This is a genomic window from Roseobacter sp. N2S (assembly GCF_031454055.1).
Classification (GTDB): domain Bacteria; phylum Pseudomonadota; class Alphaproteobacteria; order Rhodobacterales; family Rhodobacteraceae; genus Amylibacter.
On the sequence record NZ_JAVDQB010000008.1, the window covers coordinates 18,412 to 39,674 of the forward strand.

The 21,263-nt window shown below is 57.6% G+C and carries 18 protein-coding genes; 11 read left to right on the forward strand and 7 right to left on the reverse strand.

Going from position 1 to position 21,263, the window contains the following annotated elements; translation table 11 throughout:
• Positions 1-46: 46 nt before the first annotated feature.
• Positions 47-688, reverse strand: coding sequence for a TetR/AcrR family transcriptional regulator (locus GGE09_RS16865; protein ID WP_309747337.1), 642 nt, complete (start codon positions 686-688; stop codon positions 47-49).
• Between the two features lie 123 nt (positions 689-811).
• Here GGE09_RS16865 and gndA point away from each other — a divergent pair, with 123 nt between their 5' ends.
• A complete protein-coding gene (gene gndA, locus GGE09_RS16870) occupies positions 812-2,218 on the forward strand; it encodes an NADP-dependent phosphogluconate dehydrogenase (protein WP_309747339.1) in 1,407 nt (468 codons plus the stop codon).
• 72 nt (positions 2,219-2,290) lie between these two features.
• Here gndA and GGE09_RS16875 read toward each other — a convergent pair whose 3' ends face one another.
• Together GGE09_RS16875 and GGE09_RS16880 are read right to left on the reverse strand one after the other, a co-directional pair.
• Complete coding sequence (locus GGE09_RS16875; RefSeq protein WP_309747340.1) at positions 2,291-2,788, reverse strand: ATP-binding protein; 498 nt, start codon at positions 2,786-2,788, stop codon at positions 2,291-2,293.
• Positions 2,789-2,794: 6 nt separating this feature from the next.
• The gene (locus GGE09_RS16880) at positions 2,795-3,394 is read right to left on the reverse strand and encodes a DUF1285 domain-containing protein (protein WP_309747341.1); all 600 of its coding nucleotides are present in this window, start codon (positions 3,392-3,394) and stop codon (positions 2,795-2,797) included.
• 70 nt (positions 3,395-3,464) lie between these two features.
• Here GGE09_RS16880 and GGE09_RS16885 point away from each other — a divergent pair, with 70 nt between their 5' ends.
• From GGE09_RS16885 to GGE09_RS16900, 4 genes are read left to right on the forward strand one after another with little or no spacing between them, the layout of a single operon-like run.
• Positions 3,465-4,484, forward strand: coding sequence for a MoxR family ATPase (locus GGE09_RS16885; protein WP_309747342.1), 1,020 nt, complete (start codon positions 3,465-3,467; stop codon positions 4,482-4,484).
• A 1-nt stretch (position 4,485) separates the two neighbouring features.
• Positions 4,486-5,379 (forward strand): DUF58 domain-containing protein, encoded by an 894-nt coding sequence (locus GGE09_RS16890; RefSeq protein WP_309747343.1) that lies wholly within the window; start codon positions 4,486-4,488, stop codon positions 5,377-5,379.
• Complete coding sequence (locus GGE09_RS16895) at positions 5,376-8,162, forward strand: DUF4159 domain-containing protein (RefSeq protein WP_309747344.1); 2,787 nt, start codon at positions 5,376-5,378, stop codon at positions 8,160-8,162. Before GGE09_RS16890 ends, GGE09_RS16895 begins: the two co-directional genes overlap by 4 nt.
• Positions 8,162-10,246, forward strand: a complete 2,085-nt coding sequence (locus GGE09_RS16900) for a hypothetical protein (RefSeq protein ID WP_309747345.1) — start codon at positions 8,162-8,164, stop codon at positions 10,244-10,246. The genes GGE09_RS16895 and GGE09_RS16900 overlap by 1 nt, the downstream gene beginning before the upstream one ends.
• Positions 10,247-10,283: 37 nt before the next feature.
• On the opposite strand, the gene GGE09_RS16905 is transcribed toward GGE09_RS16900, so the two are convergent.
• The gene (locus GGE09_RS16905) at positions 10,284-10,982 is read right to left on the reverse strand and encodes a DUF599 domain-containing protein (protein WP_309747346.1); all 699 of its coding nucleotides are present in this window, start codon (positions 10,980-10,982) and stop codon (positions 10,284-10,286) included.
• Between the two features lie 118 nt (positions 10,983-11,100).
• Between GGE09_RS16905 and GGE09_RS16910 the strand changes: the two genes are divergently transcribed.
• The 6 genes from GGE09_RS16910 to GGE09_RS16935 all read left to right on the forward strand — a co-directional run bounded on the left by GGE09_RS16910 (position 11,101) and on the right by GGE09_RS16935 (position 16,862).
• Complete coding sequence (locus tag GGE09_RS16910; protein WP_309747347.1) at positions 11,101-12,543, forward strand: FAD-linked oxidase C-terminal domain-containing protein; 1,443 nt, start codon at positions 11,101-11,103, stop codon at positions 12,541-12,543.
• Positions 12,544-12,592: 49 nt separating this feature from the next.
• The gene (locus GGE09_RS16915) at positions 12,593-13,678 is read left to right on the forward strand and encodes an FAD-binding protein (RefSeq protein WP_309747505.1); all 1,086 of its coding nucleotides are present in this window, start codon (positions 12,593-12,595) and stop codon (positions 13,676-13,678) included.
• On the forward strand, positions 13,678-14,016 hold the full coding sequence (locus GGE09_RS16920; protein WP_309747348.1) for a hypothetical protein: 339 nt from the start codon (positions 13,678-13,680) through the stop codon (positions 14,014-14,016). The genes GGE09_RS16915 and GGE09_RS16920 overlap by 1 nt, the downstream gene beginning before the upstream one ends.
• Position 14,017: 1 nt before the next feature.
• The gene (gene glcF, locus GGE09_RS16925) at positions 14,018-15,304 is read left to right on the forward strand and encodes a glycolate oxidase subunit GlcF (protein ID WP_309747349.1); all 1,287 of its coding nucleotides are present in this window, start codon (positions 14,018-14,020) and stop codon (positions 15,302-15,304) included.
• A gap of 125 nt (positions 15,305-15,429) precedes the next feature.
• Complete coding sequence (locus GGE09_RS16930; protein WP_309747350.1) at positions 15,430-16,242, forward strand: trypsin-like serine protease; 813 nt, start codon at positions 15,430-15,432, stop codon at positions 16,240-16,242.
• Positions 16,243-16,376: 134 nt separating this feature from the next.
• Positions 16,377-16,862: an Hsp20 family protein gene (locus GGE09_RS16935; protein WP_309747351.1), complete on the forward strand. Its 486-nt coding sequence runs from the start codon at positions 16,377-16,379 to the stop codon at positions 16,860-16,862.
• Positions 16,863-17,089: 227 nt separating this feature from the next.
• Here GGE09_RS16935 and GGE09_RS16940 read toward each other — a convergent pair whose 3' ends face one another.
• The 3 genes from GGE09_RS16940 to GGE09_RS16950 form a co-directional block, all read right to left on the reverse strand.
• Entirely contained in the window at positions 17,090-19,030 is a 1,941-nt protein-coding gene (locus tag GGE09_RS16940; RefSeq protein WP_309747352.1) for a VWA domain-containing protein, read from the reverse strand.
• Complete coding sequence (locus GGE09_RS16945) at positions 19,027-19,575, reverse strand: RNA polymerase sigma factor (RefSeq protein WP_309747353.1); 549 nt, start codon at positions 19,573-19,575, stop codon at positions 19,027-19,029. Before GGE09_RS16945 ends, GGE09_RS16940 begins: the two co-directional genes overlap by 4 nt.
• 143 nt (positions 19,576-19,718) lie before the next feature.
• Positions 19,719-21,194, reverse strand: a complete 1,476-nt coding sequence (locus tag GGE09_RS16950) for an NAD-dependent succinate-semialdehyde dehydrogenase (RefSeq protein WP_309747354.1) — start codon at positions 21,192-21,194, stop codon at positions 19,719-19,721.
• Positions 21,195-21,263 lie beyond the last annotated feature (69 nt).

Consider the following 21,263-nt stretch of genomic DNA (forward strand, 5'->3'; position numbering starts at 1 on the left):
ACTGAATACGCCGCCGCCCAATCCTATGGGCGGCGGGGGCCAATCATTAGGTTTTGTGATGATCCAGATCCAGCCCGATGGCCCGCATATTACGGTGAAATGTGTCGGTGATGATCTGATCCAACTCGGTATGATCCATCCGCGCCCCGGATTGGGCCAAATCCGCCGCGCCGTGAATGGCGGACCAGATATAACGGTTGTCTGCCACATCCGGTTGGCGTGTGGTCAGCCCGTTGCGGTGTAAATCGCGGCACAGCTCCATCCCGATATCAAAGGGGGTATATCGGGCCAAATCCGGGTTTTTGATCATTTCTTCCCGACAGATCATGCCTATACGCCCGAACATCATGTGCCATAGTGCGTTGTTTTCATAAGCAAATGTGATGTAGGTGCGCACAAAATCATGACACCGGTCGATGGCCTGTTGTGGCGTTTTGGCAATCGCGCCTTCGGGGCGGATCGCAATAAATTTACCACGCAACACGCAATGACCTATCTTGACGATCTCGGCCAGCAGGGTGTCTTTATCGGCAAAATGGCGATAGACTGCCCCCGACGAAACCCCCAGATCACGGGCCGCTTGGCGCAGGGACATGACCTCTATGTGGCCGTCCCGTGTGGCCTGAAGTGCGTATTCGACCAGCGCGTCGCGCAGATCACCGCGTTTAAGTTTATGTGCCTCGCCCATGCTTTGTATGTAAGCACTGGTAACTTTGCGGTCAATCCTTGCTTGGAGGTGCGGGCTGTTTTGCGCTGGACAACCGTGGCTTGATTTCATTGGATCAGGGCAGACATGGCAAGGAGACAGGGTATGGCGCATATTGGATTGGTAGGGATCGGGGTGATGGGCCGCGAATTTGCACTGAATTTGGCAGAGAAGGGCCATACTGTCAGCCTGTTGGACCGCAGTCTTGAAAAATCCACCGAAGTGGTGACCGCAGGGGCCGCGCTGAAGGGCACGTTGATCGCCTGCGCGGATGCTGAAAGCTTTGTGTCCGGCATGGCCGCGCCACGTTCCGTGCTGGTACTGGTGCCTTCGGGCGGGCCACTGGACAGTGTGATCGACAGCCTGTCGCCGCTGTTGGACAAGGGCGATTTGATCGCCGATCTGGGCAATTCCTATTACAAAGACACCGAACGCCGTGTTGGGGACTGTGAAGCCAAGGGGCTGTTGTTTCTGGGTATGGGCATTTCTGGCGGGGCCGAGGGCGCGCGACATGGGCCGTCGATCATGGCAGGTGGGTCACAGGAAAGCTGGGCGCGGGTCAAAGGGCCGTTGCAGGATGCAGCGGCGAAATTTGAGGGTGATCCATGTTGTGACTGGTTTGGGCCCGGTGGTTCGGGGCATTTTATTAAAATGCTGCATAACGGCATTGAATACGCCGATATGCAGATGATTGCTGAAGCTTACGGCGTGATGCGCGATGGTTGGGGCATGGGCGCGGGGGCTATCGGCGATGTGTTTGCAGGCTGGATGGACGGGCCGCTGAATTCCTATCTGGTGGAAATCGCCGCCGAGGTCTGCCGCGCAGACGATCCGCAGACAGGTAAACCCATGCTCGACATGATTTTGGACCGTGCAGGGCAAAAAGGCACTGGACGTTGGTCGGTAATTGAGGCGCTGCATCTGGGCGCCCCTGCCAGTATGATGCAAGCAGCGGTCGAGGCGCGTAATATTTCGGCCGATCTGGAAGGCCGCGTTGCGGGGGCCGCCCTGTTTGGCGCTGTCGCGCGCGCGGATGCGGGGGCGCAGGGTGCTGGGATAAAAGCCCTTGAAGGCGCGATGATCGCCGCCAAAACCTGCGCCTATACCCAAGGGTTTGAGGTGTTGCGACGTGCATCAGATGCGTTTGACTGGTCCCTTGATCTGGCCGCTATTGCACGGGTTTGGCGGGCAGGCTGTATCATCCGCTCGGTGTTGCTGGATGATATTTCCGAGGCTTTTGAACAGGATGGCACCCGCCGCCTGTCCCATGCGCCGAAATTCACCGCTTTGATGCAGGCTAATGCTGGTGCATTGCAAACAGTGGTCGCACAGGCGGTTGCATCAGGGCTGGAAACACCCGCGCTTTATGCGGCGCTGAGTTATCACAATGCCAGTCGCACCGAAGGATCGACCGCCAATATGATCCAAGGGCTGCGGGACCGGTTCGGGGCGCATACTTTTGAACGGGTGGATGGGCTTGGGGAAAAGGTAAACGGGCCTTGGCATGACTGAGCAGGCAAACCCTTTCGCGGAAAGGGTGCCTGCGGCGCGGATATTTTTAGAAAATGGAAAGAGGGCGCGGGTCTAGGGCTGGTGGGTTTTGCAAGGCTGGTGGGTTTTGATTGTGAAGCCTTCATCGGCTGTGGGACGGGTGAAATGGGCGGAAATCAGATCGAATTGACGCTCTGTGACGCTAAAGGCGTGGGTGCCTTGGGCGTTGCGCTGTGCCAGACGGTGTTTACAGACCTCCGCTGGAACATCCAGAAGATGGAGCGTGTGGGGGATGCCTGTACTGTCTATCAAGCCGCGAAACCAGGCCCGTTGGGACAGGGTGTTGGCTGGAAAATCCAGCACCACGTTGATATGGGCACCCAGCAGGTGTTGAATATGCGGGGTGAGTATGGTTTGCAGGCGCTGGGAATAGGTCACATAATCCGCGATGGTTTCCATTTCAGGGCCGTAAAGGGCTGAAAGCCATGAATCCTCGCTGATCAACACTGTGTCTGGCTGTTCAGACAGGCTGGCGCATAAGGTTGATTTGCCCGCGCAGATCAGACCGCAGACCATGTGTAGATGGGCCATTTCAGGTTAGTCCAGTTGATCGGACGGGATGATCGGGAAAAACGCCCCGTTCGAGCGGATGCCGAACCAGCTTTTCCCGTCTTTTTCCTGATGCACGCCAAGGTCCACCAATCGATAGAAACTTTTGCGGTCGATCAGGGCCTCTAGGTTGGTGCGGATCAGGATATAGGGGCTCGGCTCGCCTGTTTTAGGGTCCCGTTCCACACGGATCGGGTGGTCAGGGCCGGCGGTTGCTTCATCGTCCACTTGGGTCAGGAAGGTAAGGCGCTGGTCAGGCCCCGGGTTTTCCACGTCAAAGTCGATGGCCACAAAAGGCGCGTCCTCTACGGTGATTCCGACTTTTTCCACCGGCGTCACAAGGAAGTAGTCGTCGCCATCCTTGCGGATAATGCCCGAGAACAGTTTGACCAGCGGTTTGCGGCCTATGGGAGTGCCAAGATAAAACCACGTTCCATCCCGTGCGATGCGCATATCCAGATCGCCGCAAAACGGGGGATTCCACAAATGCACAGGGGCAGGCCCCTTTTTCGATGCAGCTGAGGCGGACTGCGCTATGCTGTCCGCACTCGGTTTAGGGATTATTTCGGGCTCTTTCGGATTTGTCATTTGTCCTTGCCGCGTTATTTGGTCTTTAATAGGGCCAATGGTTTCTGGCTTCCCTAGAAAGGTATGTGACATGTCCGCGAATGCAAGCGAATTAGAGAGTTTAGCGCAAGAGGTTGAAAAAGCCTCGGTGCTTTTAGCACAGGCGAAGGCGGGTATCGCGGCGCGGATCATCGGACAGGAACTGGTGGTGGAACAGGCTTTGGTGGCGCTGTTGTGTGGCGGTCATGCGCTGTTGGTGGGCGCGCCGGGGTTGGCGAAAACACGTTTGGTGGACACGCTGGGCATTGTGTTCGGGTTGCACACCAATCGGGTGCAATTTACCCCTGATTTGATGCCAGCGGATATTCTGGGGTCAGAGGTTCTGGAAACCGCAGATGACGGGGCGCGGGCGTTCCGGTTTTTGAAAGGCCCTGTGTTCAGCCAGTTGCTGATGGCGGATGAAATCAACCGTGCCAGCCCGCGCACACAGTCCGCGCTGTTGCAGGCGATGCAGGAACGGCAGGTGACGATTGCGGGGCAAGAATACGATCTGCCCGCGCCGTTCCACGTTCTGGCAACTCAAAACCCGATTGAACAAGAAGGAACCTATCCGCTGCCAGAAGCGCAATTGGACCGCTTTATTTTGCAGATTGATGTGGGATTCCCAAGCCGTGACACAGAACGGGATATCCTGCTGGCCACAACAGGGGCCGAGGACGCGGTGGCGACACAAGTGTTCACCCCTGAAACCCTGATGGCGGCACAGGATGCGGTGCGCCGCATGCCTGTCGGGGACGGGGTTGTGGAAGCAATCCTTGATCTGGTACGTGCCGCACGGCCCGAAGATGAAACCGCCCCTGATTTCGTGCGCGAATCTGTCAGTTGGGGGCCGGGGCCACGGGCGGCGCAGGCTTTGATGTTGGCGACACGGGCGCGGGCCTTGGTGCAGGGGCGGTTGGCCCCTTCGGTAGATGATGTTGCAGCTTTGGCCCATCCGGTGTTGATCCACCGCATGGCGCTAGGTTTCGCTGCACGGGCGCGGGGCGAAAAGCTGGCCGATCTGATAACAAGGTTAACCGCGCGCAGCACCGGAACCGAGGCGGCTGCATAACGTGACCTTGCCCGAACAGATCACTCCGGAACAGTTGCGCCATGACGCCGAGGAAATCGCCGCTGGCTTTCCTGCCTTAATGGCGGCAGCGGACCAATTGGCAGCGACCATAAGTCTAGGGGCCCATGGCCGCAGACGGGCGGGGCCCGGGGATGAGTTCTGGCAATACCGTCCTGCGGGGGCGGGGGATCCGTTGCGGGAAATCGACTGGCGTCGGTCCGCCCGTGCGGACACACAGTTTGTGCGACAGATGGAATGGCAGAACCTGCAGGCGGTGCATCTCTGGGTGGATCGCTCTGCCGCGATGGCGTACCGTGGGCAGGATAACTTGCCACAAAAGGGCGAGCGGGCGCGGGTTTTAGGGTTGGCGGCGTCAATTTTGCTGGCCAAAGCGGGCGAAAGTGTCGGGCTGATGGAAGACCCGCAGCCCCCCAAACACGGGCGCGGGCAGATCACCAAAATGGCCATGCGTCTGGCAACAGATTCAAAAGGCGCAGATTACGGCGTGCCGCCAAGCAAGGAAATGGGACGGGGCAATCGCGCCCTGTTGATCAGTGATTTTCTGGGCGATTGGGAGCAAGTGATCGCGGCCCTGTCACGCGCCGCTGACCAGCGCGTTCAGGGGTGCTTGGTGCAGGTTCTGGACCCGACCGAGGAGAGTTTCCCCTTTGACGGGCGCACGATTTTCCAAAGTATGAGCGGGGCGATCAATTTTGAAACCCGGCGGGCCAAGGCGCTGCGGGATGATTATCTGGCACGGCTGGCAGAACGCAAAGACAAGCTGGACGCCTTGGCGCGGCGCACGGGCTGGCAGTACATGTGCCACCACACCGATCAACCTGCGCAAGCCGCTTTGATGTGGATTCACAACGCAATTTCAGGACCAGCCAGATGATCGCACTTGGAACTCTGGGCTTTTTGGCCCCTTGGTTGTTGCTGGGTCTGCTTGGTTTGCCGATCCTGTGGTGGCTGCTGCGTGCGGTGCCACCTGCACCGTTGAAACGGCGGTTTCCGGCGGTGACCCTGTTGCTGGGGTTGGAAGATCGGGAAACCACACCCGATCGCACCCCTTGGTGGCTTTTGCTGCTGCGTATGGCGGCGATTGCGGCGGCTATTCTGGCGTTTGCGCAGCCTGTGTTAAACCCGTCCGACCGGATCGCGGGGCGGGCGCCTTTGCTGATTGCGCTGGATGGCAGTTGGGCCAGTGCGCAAAGCTGGGGGGCGCGTCAGGATAAACTGGACGAAATCCTGCAATTTGCGGTGCAAGACGGACGCCCTGTGGCGGTGGTTACGCTTAGCGACGGGCCGAAGGGCGACAAACCTTTCGGCTTCAATTCCGCTGACAATTGGAGCGCGCTGGTCAAAGGCCTGCAACCCAATGCCTGGGAACCCGACTATGCCCTTTGGATTGAAGCGGTGACGCAAGAGGATGCCTTTGAAACCATCTGGATGTCTGACGGTTTGGCCCGCGACGGGCGTGCCGGTTTGCTGGCGGCATTGGCGGAAAAAGGCGATGTCAGCGTGGTGGAATCGGGGGGCAACCTGTTGGCCTTGCGCGGCATTGGCATTGAAAGTGGCGCTTTGACCACCACGGCGTTGCGGCTGGATAACACCGACGCGGCGGCGTTTTCGATCAAGGCCGAGGGCCCTGATCCGGCGGGCATCACCCGCAGTCTTGCCAGTGTAAACGGAGCGTTTGAACAGGGTTTGACCGAGTCTGTGGCCAGTATCGAATTGCCCTCTGAACTGCGCAATCGCGTGCGGCGCGTGGCGCTGGACGGGGTGCGATCGGCAGGGGCGGTTGTGGTGACGGATGACAGTATCCAGCGGCGCAAAGTGGCGTTGATCGGGGGTGGCAGCGAACAGGAAGGCGCGGTTCTGGTATCGCCGTTGCATTTCCTGCGCAAAGCCTTGGTGCCCACCGCCGATGTAATCGAGGCCGATCTGGCCGACAGCCTGCAAGCCACGCCCGATGTGCTGATTTTGGCCGATGTTGGTGATTTGACCGCTGCGGAAACCCAATCGATTCTGGATTGGGTGGAAAAGGGTGGCTTGCTGGTGCGCTTTGCGGGGCCTCGGATGGCCAGCAGCGGGTTGGGGCAAACCGATGAACACCCGCTTTTGCCCGTGCGGTTGCGGGCGGGCGGTCGCACGGTGGGCGGCGCAATGAGCTGGGGCGCACCCAAAGCGCTCGAAGATTTTCCCGAGGGCAGCCCGTTCTTCGGTCTGGAAATTCCCGATGATGTGCTGGTGGAAAGTCAGGTCATGGCCCAGCCCGATCCCAATCTGGCAGAGCGGGTTTTGGCCAGCCTACAGGACGGCACCCCGCTGGTGACGGCCAAGGATCAGGGCGCGGGGCGGGTGGTATTGTTCCATGTGACCGCCAATGCGGAATGGTCGACACTGCCCCTGTCTGGCCTGTTTGTGCAACTGCTGGAACGGCTGGCGATTTCAGCGCGTTCCGGTGTTTTGGACAGCGCAGATCTGGAGGGCACCGTTTGGGTGCCTGAACAGGTTCTGGATGGATTTGGCCTGTTGCGCGACGCCCCAGCTTTGGCAGGTGTGGACGGAGCGCGGCTGGCGGCGGGTGTGTTTTCCGCTGAAATGCCGCCCGGTGTCTATAAAAGTGGTGATCTTCAGGGTGATGGACGCCGTGTGGCGCTGAATGCAGTGGCAGCGGATCGCCAGTTGGTGGCAGAAACCTGGCCGCTTGGGACCAATTTCCTGACCTTGACCCGATCCGAAGAACGCCCCCTACAAGCACTGCTTTTGATGGCCGCTTTGGCCTTCCTTTGTGCAGATGTTTTGGCGACCCTGTGGGTGGGCGGACGGTTGTGGCTGCGCAGCGGTGTGGCGGCAGGGCTGGTTCTGTTGGCATGGCCCATTGATCCCGCGCAAGCTCAGTCCCAGCCGCAAGATGATACAGCGTTGATACAGGCGGCCAATAACACGGTTCTGGCCTATGTGGACACGGGCAATGCGCGGCTGGATGATGTGTCTCGGGCTGGGCTGTTGGGCCTGTCAACCGAACTGTTCCGCCGCACCAGCGTGGAGCCTGTAGAACCTGTCGGGGTTAATCTGGAAACCGATGAGCTGTCGCTTTATCCTTTCTTGTACTGGCCTGTGACCGACACGCTGCGCATGCCATCCAGTGCAGCGTTTGAAAAGGTGAACAGTTTCCTGCGGGGCGGCGGCTTGATCCTGTTTGATACCAAAGATTCCAACATCGGGCGCGGGCTGAGCGGGGGCACGCCCAACGGCAAGATGTTGCAGCAATTGGCGCGCAATCTGGATATTCCCCCGCTGGAGCCCATCCCCGAAGACCATGTACTGACCCGCGCCTTTTATCTGTTGCAGGATTTTCCGGGCCGCTATGCCAATGCAAATGTCTGGGTTGAAGCTGCGCCGCCTGATGCGGAATTGGTCGAGGGCATGCCCTTTCGTAACCTGAACGACGGGGTAACTCCTGTGGTGATTGGCGGCAATGACTGGGCCAGTGCTTGGGCGATCACCGAAAACGGGCGGTTTGCCTATCCTGTGGGGCGTGGCGTGTCTGGTGAACGCCAACGGGAAATCGCGATCCGCTTCGGGGTTAATTTGATCATGCATGTGCTGACGGGCAATTATAAATCGGATCAGGTGCATGTGCCTGCGCTGTTAGATCGGTTGGGGCAGTGATGTTGGACTTTGAATTCGCCTTTACCCCGCTGATCCCGCAACAGATTTTATCTGTCTTCGCGCTGATCTGTCTGATCTTTGTGGCTTTGGCCGCTTGGCGTCGTTTGCCGGGTTGGTGGCTGCGCGCGCTGGGGCTGGTGATTGTGCTCGGCGCATTGGCGCAGCCTGTGATCCGTCAGGAAGAGCGGGAAAACCTGTCGAATATCGTCTTTGTGGTGGTGGATAACACCGAAAGCCAGTCTGTGGATGTGCGGCCCGAACAAATTGCCCAAGGGGTTGAAGCCTTGCGGGCAGAAATCGGCACGCTTGAGGATTTTGAGACCCGCATCATTGAGGTGGAAAACGACCCGCGTGCGGCAGACGACGGGTCAATGGTGCTGACCGCACTGGCCAAGGCGGCGTCTGAAGTGGCGTCAAACCGCATCGCGGGGGCGCTGCTGGTGACGGATGGGCAAATCCATGACGCGCAGGTTCTCGACAGTTTTCCAGCCCCTGTTCATGTGGTTTTGACAGGGCAGGACAACGACTGGGATCGCCGTTTGGTCATCACCAACGCCCCCGCATTTGCCATCGTCGGGGAACCCGTCACCCTGCAAGTACGGGTCGAGGATCAAGGCGCTGTTCCCGAAGCTGTGCGGGGCCGAGCCCATTTGCAGATTTCCGTGGACGGGGAAACCCCGCAGGATTTTGAGGTAGAGGTCGGGCGCCAGTTCGAACTGCCTCTGACGTTGCCCCACGGTGGCATCAATGTGCTGCAATTCAACGTCACCCCCGAAGACGGCGAATTGACGGATCGCAACAATGCCGCGGTTCTGTCGATCAACGGCGTGCGCGACCGGTTGCGGGTTTTGCTGGTGTCAGGCGAACCCCACGCGGGGGAACGGACATGGCGCAATCTGCTGAAATCCGACAGCGCAGTGGATCTGGTGCATTTTACCATCCTGCGCAGCCCTGACAAACAGGACGGCGTCCCAGTGCGCGAACTGTCTTTGATCGCCTTTCCCACGCGGGAATTGTTTCTGGAAAAGATCGACGAATTTGACCTGATCATCTTTGACCGCTATCGCCGCCGCGGTATCCTGCCCAATCGTTATATGCAAAATGTGGCGGATTATGTGCGGCGCGGCGGGGCGGTGCTGGTGGCATCTGGGCCGGCGTTTGGCGGGCCGGAAAGCATCGCGCGCACGCCGCTGAACAGTGTTTTGCCAGCCCAGCCCACAGCGCGGATTATCGAAAAAGGCTTTGTGCCGAAAATATCCGAATTGGGGCAGCGCCATCCCGTGACCGAAGGGCTGGATGATTTTGCGCCGCGCCCCACTGCCGAGGATGGCACGCCGGGCTGGGGCCGCTGGTTCCGCTTGATCGAAACCGTCCCGACCCAAGGGCAGACCGTGATGACCGGCGCGGATGAAAAGCCGCTGCTGGTTCTGGACCGTGTGGATGAAGGCCGCATTGCCATGTTGATGTCCGATCACGCCTGGCTGTGGTCGCGCGGATTTGAAGGCGGCGGGCCACAATTGGAACTGCTGCGCCGCTTGGCCCATTGGACCATGAAAGAACCCGAACTAGAGGAAGAGCGCATTTCCGGCACGGTGCAGGGCAATCGGGTGACGGTGACGCGGCGTTCCCTGACCGAGGATCGCGGGCCCATCACCGTGACAGGGCCGGATGGAACAGAAACGGTTCTGGACACCCAAGAAGTGACACCCGGCCGCTGGGTTGGCACTTTTCAGGGGGAAGAAAACGGGTTGTATCGTCTGAATGACGGGGACTTGAAAGCCGTTGTGGCTATTGGCCCTACCGCCCCGCGTGAATTTGAACAGACCATGGCAGATGCCACGGCCTTGCAGCCGATCATGGCCGCAACAGGGGGCGGGGTATTACGGTTAGAGGAGTATGCCAATCCGCAGTTGCGCACTGTGCGGGAAGGACGCACTGCGGCGGGGCGCGGTTGGCTGGGGCTTACGCCGCGCAATGCCTATCTGGCGACTGATATTCGCCAAACTCCGCTGCTGCCTGCTTGGGTGCTGCTGCTGTTGGTGGCGGGTTTGATGGTGGCCGCTTGGCGGCGTGAAGGGCGTTGAACCCGCAGGTTTCCTGAGTATTTGGGGAACATTGAAGCTAGTTCGCCAAAGCCTCGCGGGTGCGGGAGTTGAATTCGCGCCGGTACAGCAGGATCGCGGTTGTTAGTGTGGCAAGGATCAGGGGCACGGCGCCGATCAGCCATGTGAGTGCGGCAATGGTGAAATAGACCGAGCGCAGGCCTCGGTTAAAGCTGCGGGCGGCGTGGTTGGAAATATCGGCGGCTTTGCGCGCGGTGGGGCTGGCGGTGGGATCGTCGGGGTCATTTGGCACAGAGGCCATAACGATTGCGCAATAGCCAAACAGCCGCACGGACCAGACGAATTTTAGAAACCCGTTGGCAAGCAGACCCATCAGGGCGAGGATTTTCACCTCCCAGACGATTTTGGGCACAACCAGCGCATCAGAGAGATCCGAAGCGATCACGGTGAGTTGCTCTGCGCCGCCCAAAAGCGCCACACAGCCGCCGATAGCTATCATGCAGGAGCTGGAAAAGAACGTGGCCCCGTTGCGCATGATGCCAAGGATTGCGCTGTCAAAGATGCGGGGTTGGCGGGTGACCATTTGTTCCATCCAGCGGATACGGTAGGCCTCCATCAGCATATGGGTGGAGGGTTTTGCGCTGTCTTTTCGTTCTATCGTAAAGGAGCAAAACAGCCATGCGGCGACAAAAAATGCGATGGCAATCCCGTCGATCAGGGTGAAATGGAAGAGAAGTTCAGGCAAGCTGTAGGTCATTCTTTGTCTTTAGCCTAGCTTGAGGGCGAGTGGAATGATGATTTGCGGGCGACTAAAGGCTTGCAATTCGGTTAATTGGTCATATTAAGTTACCAAATATGCGAAATGGAGACGTGCCATGGAAATGCCTACCCCGAACGAATCTATTCTGGCCCGTAAAGCCGAGATTGTTGCGCGGTTGCAAGCTGTGCTGCCGCTCGATGCGGTGATCCATGAGGAGCGGGAAACGCGGGTTTATGAATGCGATGCGCTGACGGCTTATAAATGTGCGCCTTTGGCAGCGGTTTTACCGTCAAACACCGCAGAAGTGGCGGCGGTTCTGAAGGTCTGTCATGAACTGGGCGTGCCTGTGGTTCCGCGCGGATCGGGGACGTCACTGGCGGGGGGGGCATTGCCCACTGCGGATGCGGTGATCCTTGGGGTTGCGCGGATGAACGGGGTGATCGAGACCAATTATCCCGACCGGTATATTCGGGTACAGACGGGGCGCACCAACCTAAGCGTGACAGGCGCGGTTGAAGAAGAAGACTTCTTTTATGCGCCAGACCCGTCCAGCCAGTTGGCCTGTGCCATCGCCGGTAATATCGCGATGAATTCAGGCGGGGCGCATTGTTTGAAATATGGGGTGACCACCAACAATCTGCTGGGGGTTACCATGGTGTTGATGGATGGCACCGTTGTTGAAATCGGTGGCGCGTATCTGGATGCAGGTGGTTTGGACTTGCTGGGGGTGATTTGCGGGTCCGAGGGACAGTTGGGCGTCGTGACAGAGGCGACATTGCGGATTTTGCGCAAACCAGAGGGCGCGCGCCCTGTACTGATCGGGTTTGATACTAACGAGGTGGCGGGCGAATGTGTCTCTGACATCATCAAAGCGGGTGTTTTGCCTGTGGCGATCGAATTCATGGATCGTCCCTGCATCGAGGCAACCGAGGCTTTTGCCCATGCGGGATACCCTATGTGCGAGGCTTTGTTGATTGTCGAGGTTGAAGGATCCGACGCGGAAATCGACATGCAGTTGGGGGTGATCAGTGACATTGCCCGCAAGCATAATCCGGTGGAATTGCGCGAGAGCAAGTCAGCCGAGGAAAGTGCCGCAATCTGGTTGGGGCGCAAATCGGCCTTTGGCGCCATGGGGCAGATTAACGATTACATGTGTCTGGACGGGACAATTCCTGTGTCGTCTTTGCCTGCCGTACTGAAACGGATTGGCGAGCTGTCTCAGGAATATGGATTGGGGGTGGGCAATGTGTTTCACGCAGGCGACGGAAATATGCATCCGCTGATCCTGTTTGACGCCAATAAACCGGGTGATCTGGAGCTGTGCGAACAGATGGGCGCGGATATTCTGAAGCTCTGTGTTGAAGTCGGCGGCTGTCTGACAGGAGAACACGGGGTTGGTGTGGAAAAGCGCGATCTGATGCATGCGCAGTTTAATCCGGTCGATCTTGAGGCGCAGTTGCGGGTGAAGGATGTGTTTGATCCGCAGTGGTTGTTGAACCCGTCAAAGGTGTTCCCTTTGGCTGTGACACAGACGCGGCGGAAGGTGGCTGCGGCCTAGCTGGGGGTTTCCCCCAGACCCCCAGGATATTTGTAGAAAGAAGAAGATGATCAGGCCAGAGAGTGAAGCAGAGTTGAGTGCTGCAATTGCACAGGCGGCGGGGCCGTTGCGGATTGTTGGCGGGGGAACGCGGCCCGTGGGGCGGGCGACGGGGCAGGTTCTGTCTACGGCGGGTCTGTCGGGAATTTCGCTGTATGAACCGGGGGCTTTGACGATTGTGGCGGGTGCGGGAACGCCGCTGGCAGAGGTGGAAGCGGCTTTGGCGGCAGAAAACCAGCGCTTGCCGTTTGAACCGATGTTGGCCGGCGCACTGTTGGGTGTCGAGGGCAACTCGACCATTGGCGGGGTTGTGGCGGCCAATGCATCTGGCCCGCGGCGGATACAGGCGGGGGCTTGTCGGGACAGTCTGATCGGAGTGCGTTTTGTGGACGGGCGCGGCGATATCATCAAAAACGGCGGTCGGGTGATGAAGAATGTCACCGGTTATGATCTTGTGAAGCTGCTGGCGGGGTCTTGGGGGACGCTGGGTGTTCTGAGCGAAGTTGCCTTTAAGGTGCTGCCAGGGGTTGAAGCGGTTGTGACGCTTGAGGTTTCAGGGGTGGATGACGTGGCTGCTATTGGGGCAATGTCCGCCGCGCTGGGGTCGCCCTATGAGGTGTCGGGGGCGGCCTATGATCCTGGGGGGCAGGTTGTGATGTTGCGGCTTGAGGGGTTTTCAGACTCGCTGACCTATCGCACTGAGAAATTGCAGGCGGTGTTGGCGTCCTTTGGCGACGTTTCGGTGAATCCGGATGCGGATTGGATTGCGGTGCGGGATGCCAGTGCGTTTGCAGGGGGCAGCGGCGATCTGTGGCGGATTTCGGTGAAGCCTTCGGACGGGCCGCGTGTGGGGGCGGCCTTGGAGGGGGCCAAGCTGTTATATGATTGGGGCGGTGGTTTGATCTGGGCCGAGGTGGTGCAGGGCTTTGATCTGCGCGGTGCGCTGGGCGGCATTGCGGGGCATGCAACCTTGATGCGCGGAACGGGATGCGGGCCGGTGTTTCACCCCGAACCGACGCCGCTGGCTGCTATTTCGGCAGGGCTGCGGGCGCAGTTTGATCCGCGCGGGATTTTGAATAATGGGCTGATGGGCTGATGGAAATTATCGTCGTTCTTTTCGGGCCGATGGTGTTGGTCTGGCTGGCTCTGGCGGCGATGCCGCGCGGGGTGCCGTTTCTTATCGCCTTTGGTGTTGCGCTGGCCCTGTTGATTGCGGGCGCTCTGGCCCCTTTGCCCCCGTCCAACGGGCCGGATGACTGGTTTCGCGGCATCGGTCGGGCGGGTGCGATACTGGGACTGGTTGCAGCGGGTGCTGTGTTACCAGCACAGGGTTTGCGTTGGTGGCGCGGGCTTGGCGGAGGCGCGTATTTCCTAACTTTGCTAGGCTGCGCTTTGGTGGCGTTTGTTCTTATGACTTCATTCGGGGCTTTTTGAAATGCAGACGACATTTACACCTGAACAATTGGCGGATCCGTCTACAGCCCGCTGTAACGAGATTTTAAGATCCTGTGTGCATTGTGGATTTTGCACCGCAACCTGCCCGACCTATCAAGTTCTGGGTGATGAATTAGACAGCCCGCGCGGGCGGATCTATTTGATAAAAGATATGCTGGAGGCTGGACGGCCTGCGGATGAAAAGACTGTGAAGCACATTGATCGCTGCCTGTCCTGTCTGGCGTGTATGACCACCTGTCCAAGTGGGGTGCATTACATGCATCTGGTGGATCATGCGCGGGCACATATAGAGGAGACGTATAAAAGGCCCTTGATGGATCGGGTTTTGCGTTGGACGCTGGCCAAAATCCTGCCGTATCCAAAACGGTTTCGGGTGGCGTTGCTCGGCGCCAAGATCGGGCGGCCTTTGGCACGATTCATGCCTGATCCGCGCCTAAAGGCCATGTTGGAAATGGCGCCGAAACATATTCCGCCTGTCAGTCGGAATGATGATGCGCAGGTGTTTCCTGCAATTGGTCCGCGTAAAATGCGTGTGGCGCTGATGACGGGTTGTGCGCAACGGGCGCTGAATACAGATATTAATGACGCAACCATCCGGTTGTTACGGCGGCTTGGCTGTGACGTTGTGATTGCCAAGGGGCAGGGCTGTTGCGGGGCGCTGACCCATCACATGGGGAAACTGGGTGAAAGCCATTCTGCGGCAGCTAAAAACATCGCTGTTTGGGCGGCTGAAATGGACGGAGATGGACTGGACGCTGTTGTGATAAATACATCAGGCTGCGGCACGACAGTGAAAGATTACGGCCATATGTTCCGCAACGAGACTTTGGCCAAAGATGCGGCGCGGGTGTCTGCTGTGGCGATGGATGTATCCGAAGTCCTGATGAAGCTGGACCTGCCTGAAGGTGCAGCCAAAGGACTGCGTGTCGCCTATCACGCAGCCTGTTCATTGCAACACGGGCAGCAAATCAAAACCCATCCGAAAACACTTTTGAAACGGGCAGGGTTTGAGGTGGTTGAACCAAGTGACAGCCATTTGTGCTGTGGATCGGCGGGGACATATAATCTGATGCAGCCGGAAATCTCGGGGCAGTTGAAAGCGCGAAAGGTGAAAACCCTGGAAGCAAAGACGCCCGATGTGATTTCAGCCGGGAACATCGGTTGTATGATGCAAATAGGCAGCGCAACTAAGGTACCTGTGGTGCATACGGTCGAATTGCTCGATTGGGCGACGGGTGGGCCAAAGCCGGCGGCGTTGGATGTGTAAAAGGGTGGGCGTTTAAGGCGAATTTTCCAGACTGCCGCAACCTTGACATAATCTTTGGTTGTTCTGGTCATGATTTGGACCAAGTGTTTTTGCAAAACACAACTGTGAAACAACAGGTAGCTGTCATGATCGCTCGAATTTTAACTGTATTTGCTTTGATCCTTGCTACGGGCGCATCTGCCCAGAATCAGGACCCGTTGCGCAAATTGATGACGGCGGATGAGGCGCGTGCCTGGCAGGCTGTCGGGCGGGTGAATACGGCGGATGGCGGTTTTTGCACCGGTGCGTTGATTGCGCCAAATCTGGTTTTGACTGCGGCACACTGTGTTTTTGATCCGCGTACAAATGCCCCGCTTGATCCGGGCCAGATTACTTTTGCCGCAGGCTGGCGTCAGGGCCGTGCGTCTGCACTTGGGGTGGGGCGGCGCATTGTTGTGCATCCTTCCTATGTGCATCAAGGGACGGCAGAATTTAACAATGTTGGCCATGATATTTCGATCATCGAACTGCAACACCCGATCCGCAATACGGCAATTATGCCGTTTGATCGTGCGCCGCGCCCGACGATTGGGACTTCGGTTAAAGTGGTATCTTACGGGCGGGATCGTGATGATTGGCCATCTATTGAGGAACCTTGCGAAATATTGGGCAAAAGCCTTTCGGTGTTGGTTTTGTCGTGCCACGCCACATTCGGGGCTTCGGGGTCGCCTATTTTTGTGATGGAAAACGGTTATCCAAAGATCGCTTCGGTGATTTCGGCTAAAGCCACTTGGAACAACCAAGATGTGGCGCTTGGCACCTCGCTCGGTCGGCCACTGGAAGAGCTGATGGGAGAGTTGGAATCAGACAATGGCGTGTTCAAATCCAAGCGCCCGTCGAGTAAATCTTTGAGCGAACAACTGGGGCGCACGACGCAGACAAGTTTTTTGAAAAACTGATCTTGAAAGGGCCAATCCCCGATCCTAAATTGTTTTTTACCGGATGCCCAAAACGGGGTCTGGTATCAGAACAAGGCCTGTCCATGATGGAAGGCCAGACCTGAAGTATCGCTTCTTAAGGAGGATGTTTCCCTATGCGAACCTATGATTTTGCACCCCTTTACCGTTCCACTGTTGGTTTTGACCGTCTTGCATCCATGTTGGATCGCGCCATGACTGTAGATGTAAATACAAACGGTTACCCCCCCTATAACATCGAAAAAACCGACGAAAACGCCTATCGGATTTCCGTGGCCGTTGCCGGATTTTCCGATGATGAATTGTCCATTGAAATGCGCGACGGGCAATTGGTGATTTCTGCCAAAAAGGCAGATGCCGAAACTGTTCAGGACGTGACGTATCTGCACCGTGGCATTGCTTCGCGGGCGTTTGAAAAACGCTTCCATATGGCGGATCATGTTCGCGCTGTTGGGGCGAAAACCGAAAACGGAATCCTGCATGTGGATTTGGTGCGTGAAGTGCCCGAAGCCTTAAAGCCTCGGCGTATTGAAATCGCCAGCCCGAGCAAGACCATCGATTCTAAAGCCGGTAAAAAGGTCGCGAATAGCGAAACCGTTTAACCTGTTTTAGCACATCCAGTTCTGGCGCCTCTTTTCCTCCCCGTTGTAGAGGCGCCGGTTTCCAGCCTGTCTCCCTGATGGCTGGCCGAGCCGCCGCAGCGCAACACTGTCCCTTTGATGCGCGCGGCCTGTCAAACTGCAGACCCCCCGTTGCAAATTGCAGCGGGGGGTGGCGTTTGTGGGGGCAGGATGCCTCCGGCGGGGATATTTCACGAAAATGGAACGGGTTAATCGCGGATTTTGGCGAGCTTCATCAGACGGATTGCTTCGGCACGGTAGCCGAAGGGGTCGGGTCCTTTGTTGGCTGTGGCCAGAGTGATCGCGTCATCATAAGACCAGTTTTTGATGTAGGCCGAGTGTTTTAAAACTTGGCCGAACCCTGCAATGGCGGCGGCGAACCCTGCGTCGGGCAGATCGCCATTTGTGCGGATCGGGGTGGTGACCAATTGGCTGTCCGCTGCGCCCGGTTTTTTGTAGCGCAGTTTGAAATAACCCAGTTCGCCGTTGCTGTGGCTGGCAGCCTGTTCTGTATAGCGCAATGGGTCATTCAAGATCGCGGGCGATCCGACGGGGGTGATTTCGTAAAGCGCTGTGACCTGATGGCCTGCGCCGATTTCTCCTGCATCAACGGTGTCATTGTTAAAATCTTCACGGTTCAGCGTGCGGGTTTCATAGCCGATCAGGCGGTATTCGGCCACTTCGGCAGGGTTGAATTCCACCTGAATCTTGACGTCATTTGCGATTGGAAACAGCGCGCCGGAGAGTTGATCAACAAGCACTTTCTGGGCTTCGGCCAATGTATCAATATAGGCGGCGGTTCCGTTGCCGTTTTGTGCCAGCACCTGCATCATGTCGTCGCGGTAATTGCCACGGCCAAAGCCGAGCACCGATAGATAGGTGCCGCTGTCACGGTTTTCTTGGATAAAGGTTTTCATCTGGTCGGGGTTGTTGATCCCTACGTTGAAATCCCCGTCCGTGGCCAACAAAACACGCGAAACATCGCCGACTTGGGTCATCTGACCTGCCAGCGCATAGGCTTGGCGCAAACCGGCCTGACCTGCGGTGCTTCCGCCTGCGGTTAGTCTGTCAAGCGCGCCAAGGATCGTTGCGGTTTCCGAGGCGTTGGTGGGGGCCAAGGCGGTGCCGGCGCTGCCTGCATAAGTGACGATGGCCACTTGATCGGTCGGGCGTAATTCGCCCAACATCAAGGCGAAAGATTGTTTCAGTAGAGGCAGTTTATTCGCGTTTTGCATGGACCCTGATGTGTCGATCAGGAACACAAGGTTCAGCGGTGGGCGGTTTTCGATTGCGGGTTTCATCCCTTGGATGCCGATTTGCACCAGTTGGGTTTCTGGGTTCCACGGTGTTTTTGTGACACTGATTTGGGTGGAAAACGGTTGGTCAGGATCGCTGGGGGCGGGGTAGTCATAGGTGAAATAGTTGATCATTTCCTCGATGCGGATGGCGTCGGGGTTTAGCGGGCCGCCGTTCAAAAGGCTTGCGCGCACATAGGCATATGATGCTGTGTCTACGTCGATGGAAAAGGTCGAAACGGGGTCTTGCGCTGTGATTTTGAGCGGGTTTTCAGATGCGCCTGTGAATTGGTCTGCGTTGCCCTGTAAGGGGTGCGTGATGGTATCACCGCTTGGTGCGTCGAGGCCTGCCATCGCGCCCAAAGCACTATAGGTCTTTTGCTTTTGGTGCGGGGCGATACTGTCGGACTCTTGGGAATGAGCGAGGGGCGCAGCGGCCGATTGTGCGGCGGCCTGTTTCTGCGGGGCAGGTTTTGGGGCGAGTGTTGGGGGGGCTTGCGGTGGCTTTTGGAGGGATTCTTCCGGTGCGGCGGCCAATTGGGTTGCGCGACCCGCATCTTGTAATTCGGGCAGGGTTTCCGACCACGGCTGATAGCTGGTGTAGGCAACGCCTGCGATCACTAGGCAGGTGCTGGCGTAAAGGGCGGGGCGTAGGGTTGAACGATTAAACATGTCGGCAAGTCCTTTCCAGAGGGGCCCCTTTGCGGGGGCTTCGGGAATAGGACGGGCTTGGGCGCCCTGTTCTTGGAGACGGGCGAAATTTTCTGTGGCAGCGCGCAAGGCAGCAGCTTTGGCATCTGCATTCGGGGCAGGTGTGTCGCGCAGCAGGGACTGGAGTTTTTCAAGCTCGTTCATTTGATCAGCTCCTCTGATTGGGCCTGCGCGCGCAGGTGTTTTTTCACTTCGGACATGCGCCAACTAACGGTTCCTTGGGGGATATTCAGCGCCTCGGCGGCGGCGGCGTGGGTCATATCCTCGCCCAGAACCAGTGCTACGGTTTCACGCAGATCATCGGGAAGGGTTTGCATGGCCTGTTGTAACCAATCCAGTTGCGCACGGTTTTCGGCATCAGCAGCGCGGCTGTTCACTTCATATGCGCCCCAGTTTTCCTGCGCTTTTTGGCGGGTGGTGCGCTTGCGCAGCCGATCACGGGCGGCATTAATGGCCACGCGGTAAAGCCATGTGGTGAACTTTGCATCGCCGCGAAATGAGGCGATTTTTGCGCCAAGCGCGATACAAAGGTCTTGTGTCATGTCCTGTGCTTCGGTCTGTGATCCAAGTATGCGATAGCCGATCCGGTGCATCAGATCATAGTGACGGGAAATCAACGCCGAAAACGCCGCCGCGTCCCCAGATTGGGCTAGGTTAACCAGATTCTCGTCGCTCGTTTCCATCCGCATAATGTGGTTTGACGGATGGCGCGGGTCAATCCTTGGCAGGGGCGGGACTTTTTTGTTCTGAAGGCGTTTTTGTGATCAGCCAATAAAAAAAACCGCGCCGGTTTGGCGCGGTTTTTCAAAATTGTGGGTGTGATCTTTTAGGATCAGATCGACGTACAGATGTATTTCATTTCCAGATAATCCTCGGTGCCGTGGCTGGAGCCTTCGCGCCCGATACCAGATTGTTTGATGCCGCCAAAGGGGGCGACCTCGGTGGAAATAAGACCAGTGTTCACGCCGACCATGCCGTATTCCAGCGCTTCCTGAACGCGGTGAACGCGGGACAGGTCGTTGGAATAGAAGTAGGAGGCGAGGCCGAAGATGGTGTCGTTTGCAGCCGCAACGACTTCTTCTTCGGTGTCGAATTTGAACAGGGGCGCCACGGGGCCGAAAGTTTCGTCGTTGGTGACCATCATGTCCGAAGTCACGCCTGTCAGGATGGTGGGTTCAAAGAAGGTTCCGCCCAATGCGTGACGTTTGCCGCCGGCTGCGACTGTGGCACCTTTGGCTGTGGCGTCCGCGATGTGCTCTTCGACTTTTTCAACCGCATCCATAGAAATCAGTGGGCCAACGGTGACGCCGTCGTCCAGACCATCGCCGATTTTCATTGCAGATACGGCAGCCGCCAGTTTCTTGGCGAATGCGTCGTAAACACCAGCCTGCACATAAATGCGGTTGGCGCAGACGCAGGTTTGGCCGTTGTTGCGGTATTTGGAAATCATCGCTCCTTCAACGGCTTTGTCGAGGTTGGCGTCGTCAAACACGATAAACGGAGCATTCCCGCCCAGTTCCATGGATGTTTTCATGATCTGCCCTGCGGCCTGTTCCATCAGGATGCGGCCTACTTCGGTTGATCCGGTAAAGGTCAGTTTGCGCACGATCGGGTTGTCACAGAATTCTTTGCCGACGATCGAGGCGCGGGTGTTGGTGACTACGGAGAACACGCCCGCAGGCACGCCAGCCCGTTCCGCCAGCAAGGCCATAGCCAATGCAGACAGCGGGGTTTCTTTGGCGGGGCGGGCCACAAAGGTACAGCCCACGGCCAATGCGGGGGCAACCTTGCGGGCGATCATTGCGTTGGGGAAGTTCCAGGGCGTGATCGAGGCCACAACGCCAACGGGCTGTTTGATTACGGTGATACGTTTGTCAGGCATGTGGCCTGGAATGGTTTCGCCGTAAATGCGTTTTGCTTCTTCTGCAAACCATTCGATGAAAGAGGCACCATACAGGATTTCACCGCGACCTTCGGTAAATGGCTTGCCCATTTCAGCGGTCAGGATCAGGCCCAGATCATCGGCGTTTTCGATCATCAGATCGTTCCATTTGCGCAGGATGGCGGCGCGGTCTTTGCCAGTTCGCGCGGCCCATGCCTTTTGCGAAGCCTCTGCTGCGTCGATTGCGCGTTTTACCTCGGCAATACCCAGATCGGGCAGAGTGGTCAGAACATCGCCACGGGCGGGGTTCTTAACTTCAAATGTGGCGCCATCATCGGCGTCGATCCATTCGCCAGCCACCAGTGCCTTAGAGCACAAAAGCGAGGGGTCTTTTAGCAGGTTTTTGAGATCAGTTGTGGTCAGCATTTTGTGCTCCTTAGATAACAGGTTAACTATTTCCGGTGACGTGACATGATTCTTGTCCAAAGGGCAAGG

What these genes read in the sequence shown, in the direction of transcription:
- GGE09_RS16865 (WP_309747337.1), bottom strand. Translation starts at nt 688, where the DNA reads ATGGGCGAGGCACATAAACTTAAACGCGGTGATCTGCGCGACGCGCTG.
- gndA (WP_309747339.1), top strand. Translation starts at nt 812, where the DNA reads ATGGCGCATATTGGATTGGTAGGGATCGGGGTGATGGGCCGCGAATTT.
- GGE09_RS16875 (WP_309747340.1), bottom strand. Translation starts at nt 2,788, where the DNA reads ATGGCCCATCTACACATGGTCTGCGGTCTGATCTGCGCGGGCAAATCA.
- GGE09_RS16880 (WP_309747341.1), bottom strand. Translation starts at nt 3,394, where the DNA reads ATGACAAATCCGAAAGAGCCCGAAATAATCCCTAAACCGAGTGCGGAC.
- GGE09_RS16885 (WP_309747342.1), top strand. Translation starts at nt 3,465, where the DNA reads ATGTCCGCGAATGCAAGCGAATTAGAGAGTTTAGCGCAAGAGGTTGAA.
- GGE09_RS16895 (WP_309747344.1), top strand. Translation starts at nt 5,376, where the DNA reads ATGATCGCACTTGGAACTCTGGGCTTTTTGGCCCCTTGGTTGTTGCTG.
- GGE09_RS16900 (WP_309747345.1), top strand. Translation starts at nt 8,162, where the DNA reads ATGTTGGACTTTGAATTCGCCTTTACCCCGCTGATCCCGCAACAGATT.
- GGE09_RS16905 (WP_309747346.1), bottom strand. Translation starts at nt 10,982, where the DNA reads ATGACCTACAGCTTGCCTGAACTTCTCTTCCATTTCACCCTGATCGAC.
- GGE09_RS16910 (WP_309747347.1), top strand. Translation starts at nt 11,101, where the DNA reads ATGGAAATGCCTACCCCGAACGAATCTATTCTGGCCCGTAAAGCCGAG.
- GGE09_RS16920 (WP_309747348.1), top strand. Translation starts at nt 13,678, where the DNA reads ATGGAAATTATCGTCGTTCTTTTCGGGCCGATGGTGTTGGTCTGGCTG.
- glcF (WP_309747349.1), top strand. Translation starts at nt 14,018, where the DNA reads ATGCAGACGACATTTACACCTGAACAATTGGCGGATCCGTCTACAGCC.
- GGE09_RS16930 (WP_309747350.1), top strand. Translation starts at nt 15,430, where the DNA reads ATGATCGCTCGAATTTTAACTGTATTTGCTTTGATCCTTGCTACGGGC.
- GGE09_RS16935 (WP_309747351.1), top strand. Translation starts at nt 16,377, where the DNA reads ATGCGAACCTATGATTTTGCACCCCTTTACCGTTCCACTGTTGGTTTT.
- GGE09_RS16940 (WP_309747352.1), bottom strand. Translation starts at nt 19,030, where the DNA reads ATGAACGAGCTTGAAAAACTCCAGTCCCTGCTGCGCGACACACCTGCC.
- GGE09_RS16945 (WP_309747353.1), bottom strand. Translation starts at nt 19,575, where the DNA reads ATGCGGATGGAAACGAGCGACGAGAATCTGGTTAACCTAGCCCAATCT.
- GGE09_RS16950 (WP_309747354.1), bottom strand. Translation starts at nt 21,194, where the DNA reads ATGCTGACCACAACTGATCTCAAAAACCTGCTAAAAGACCCCTCGCTT.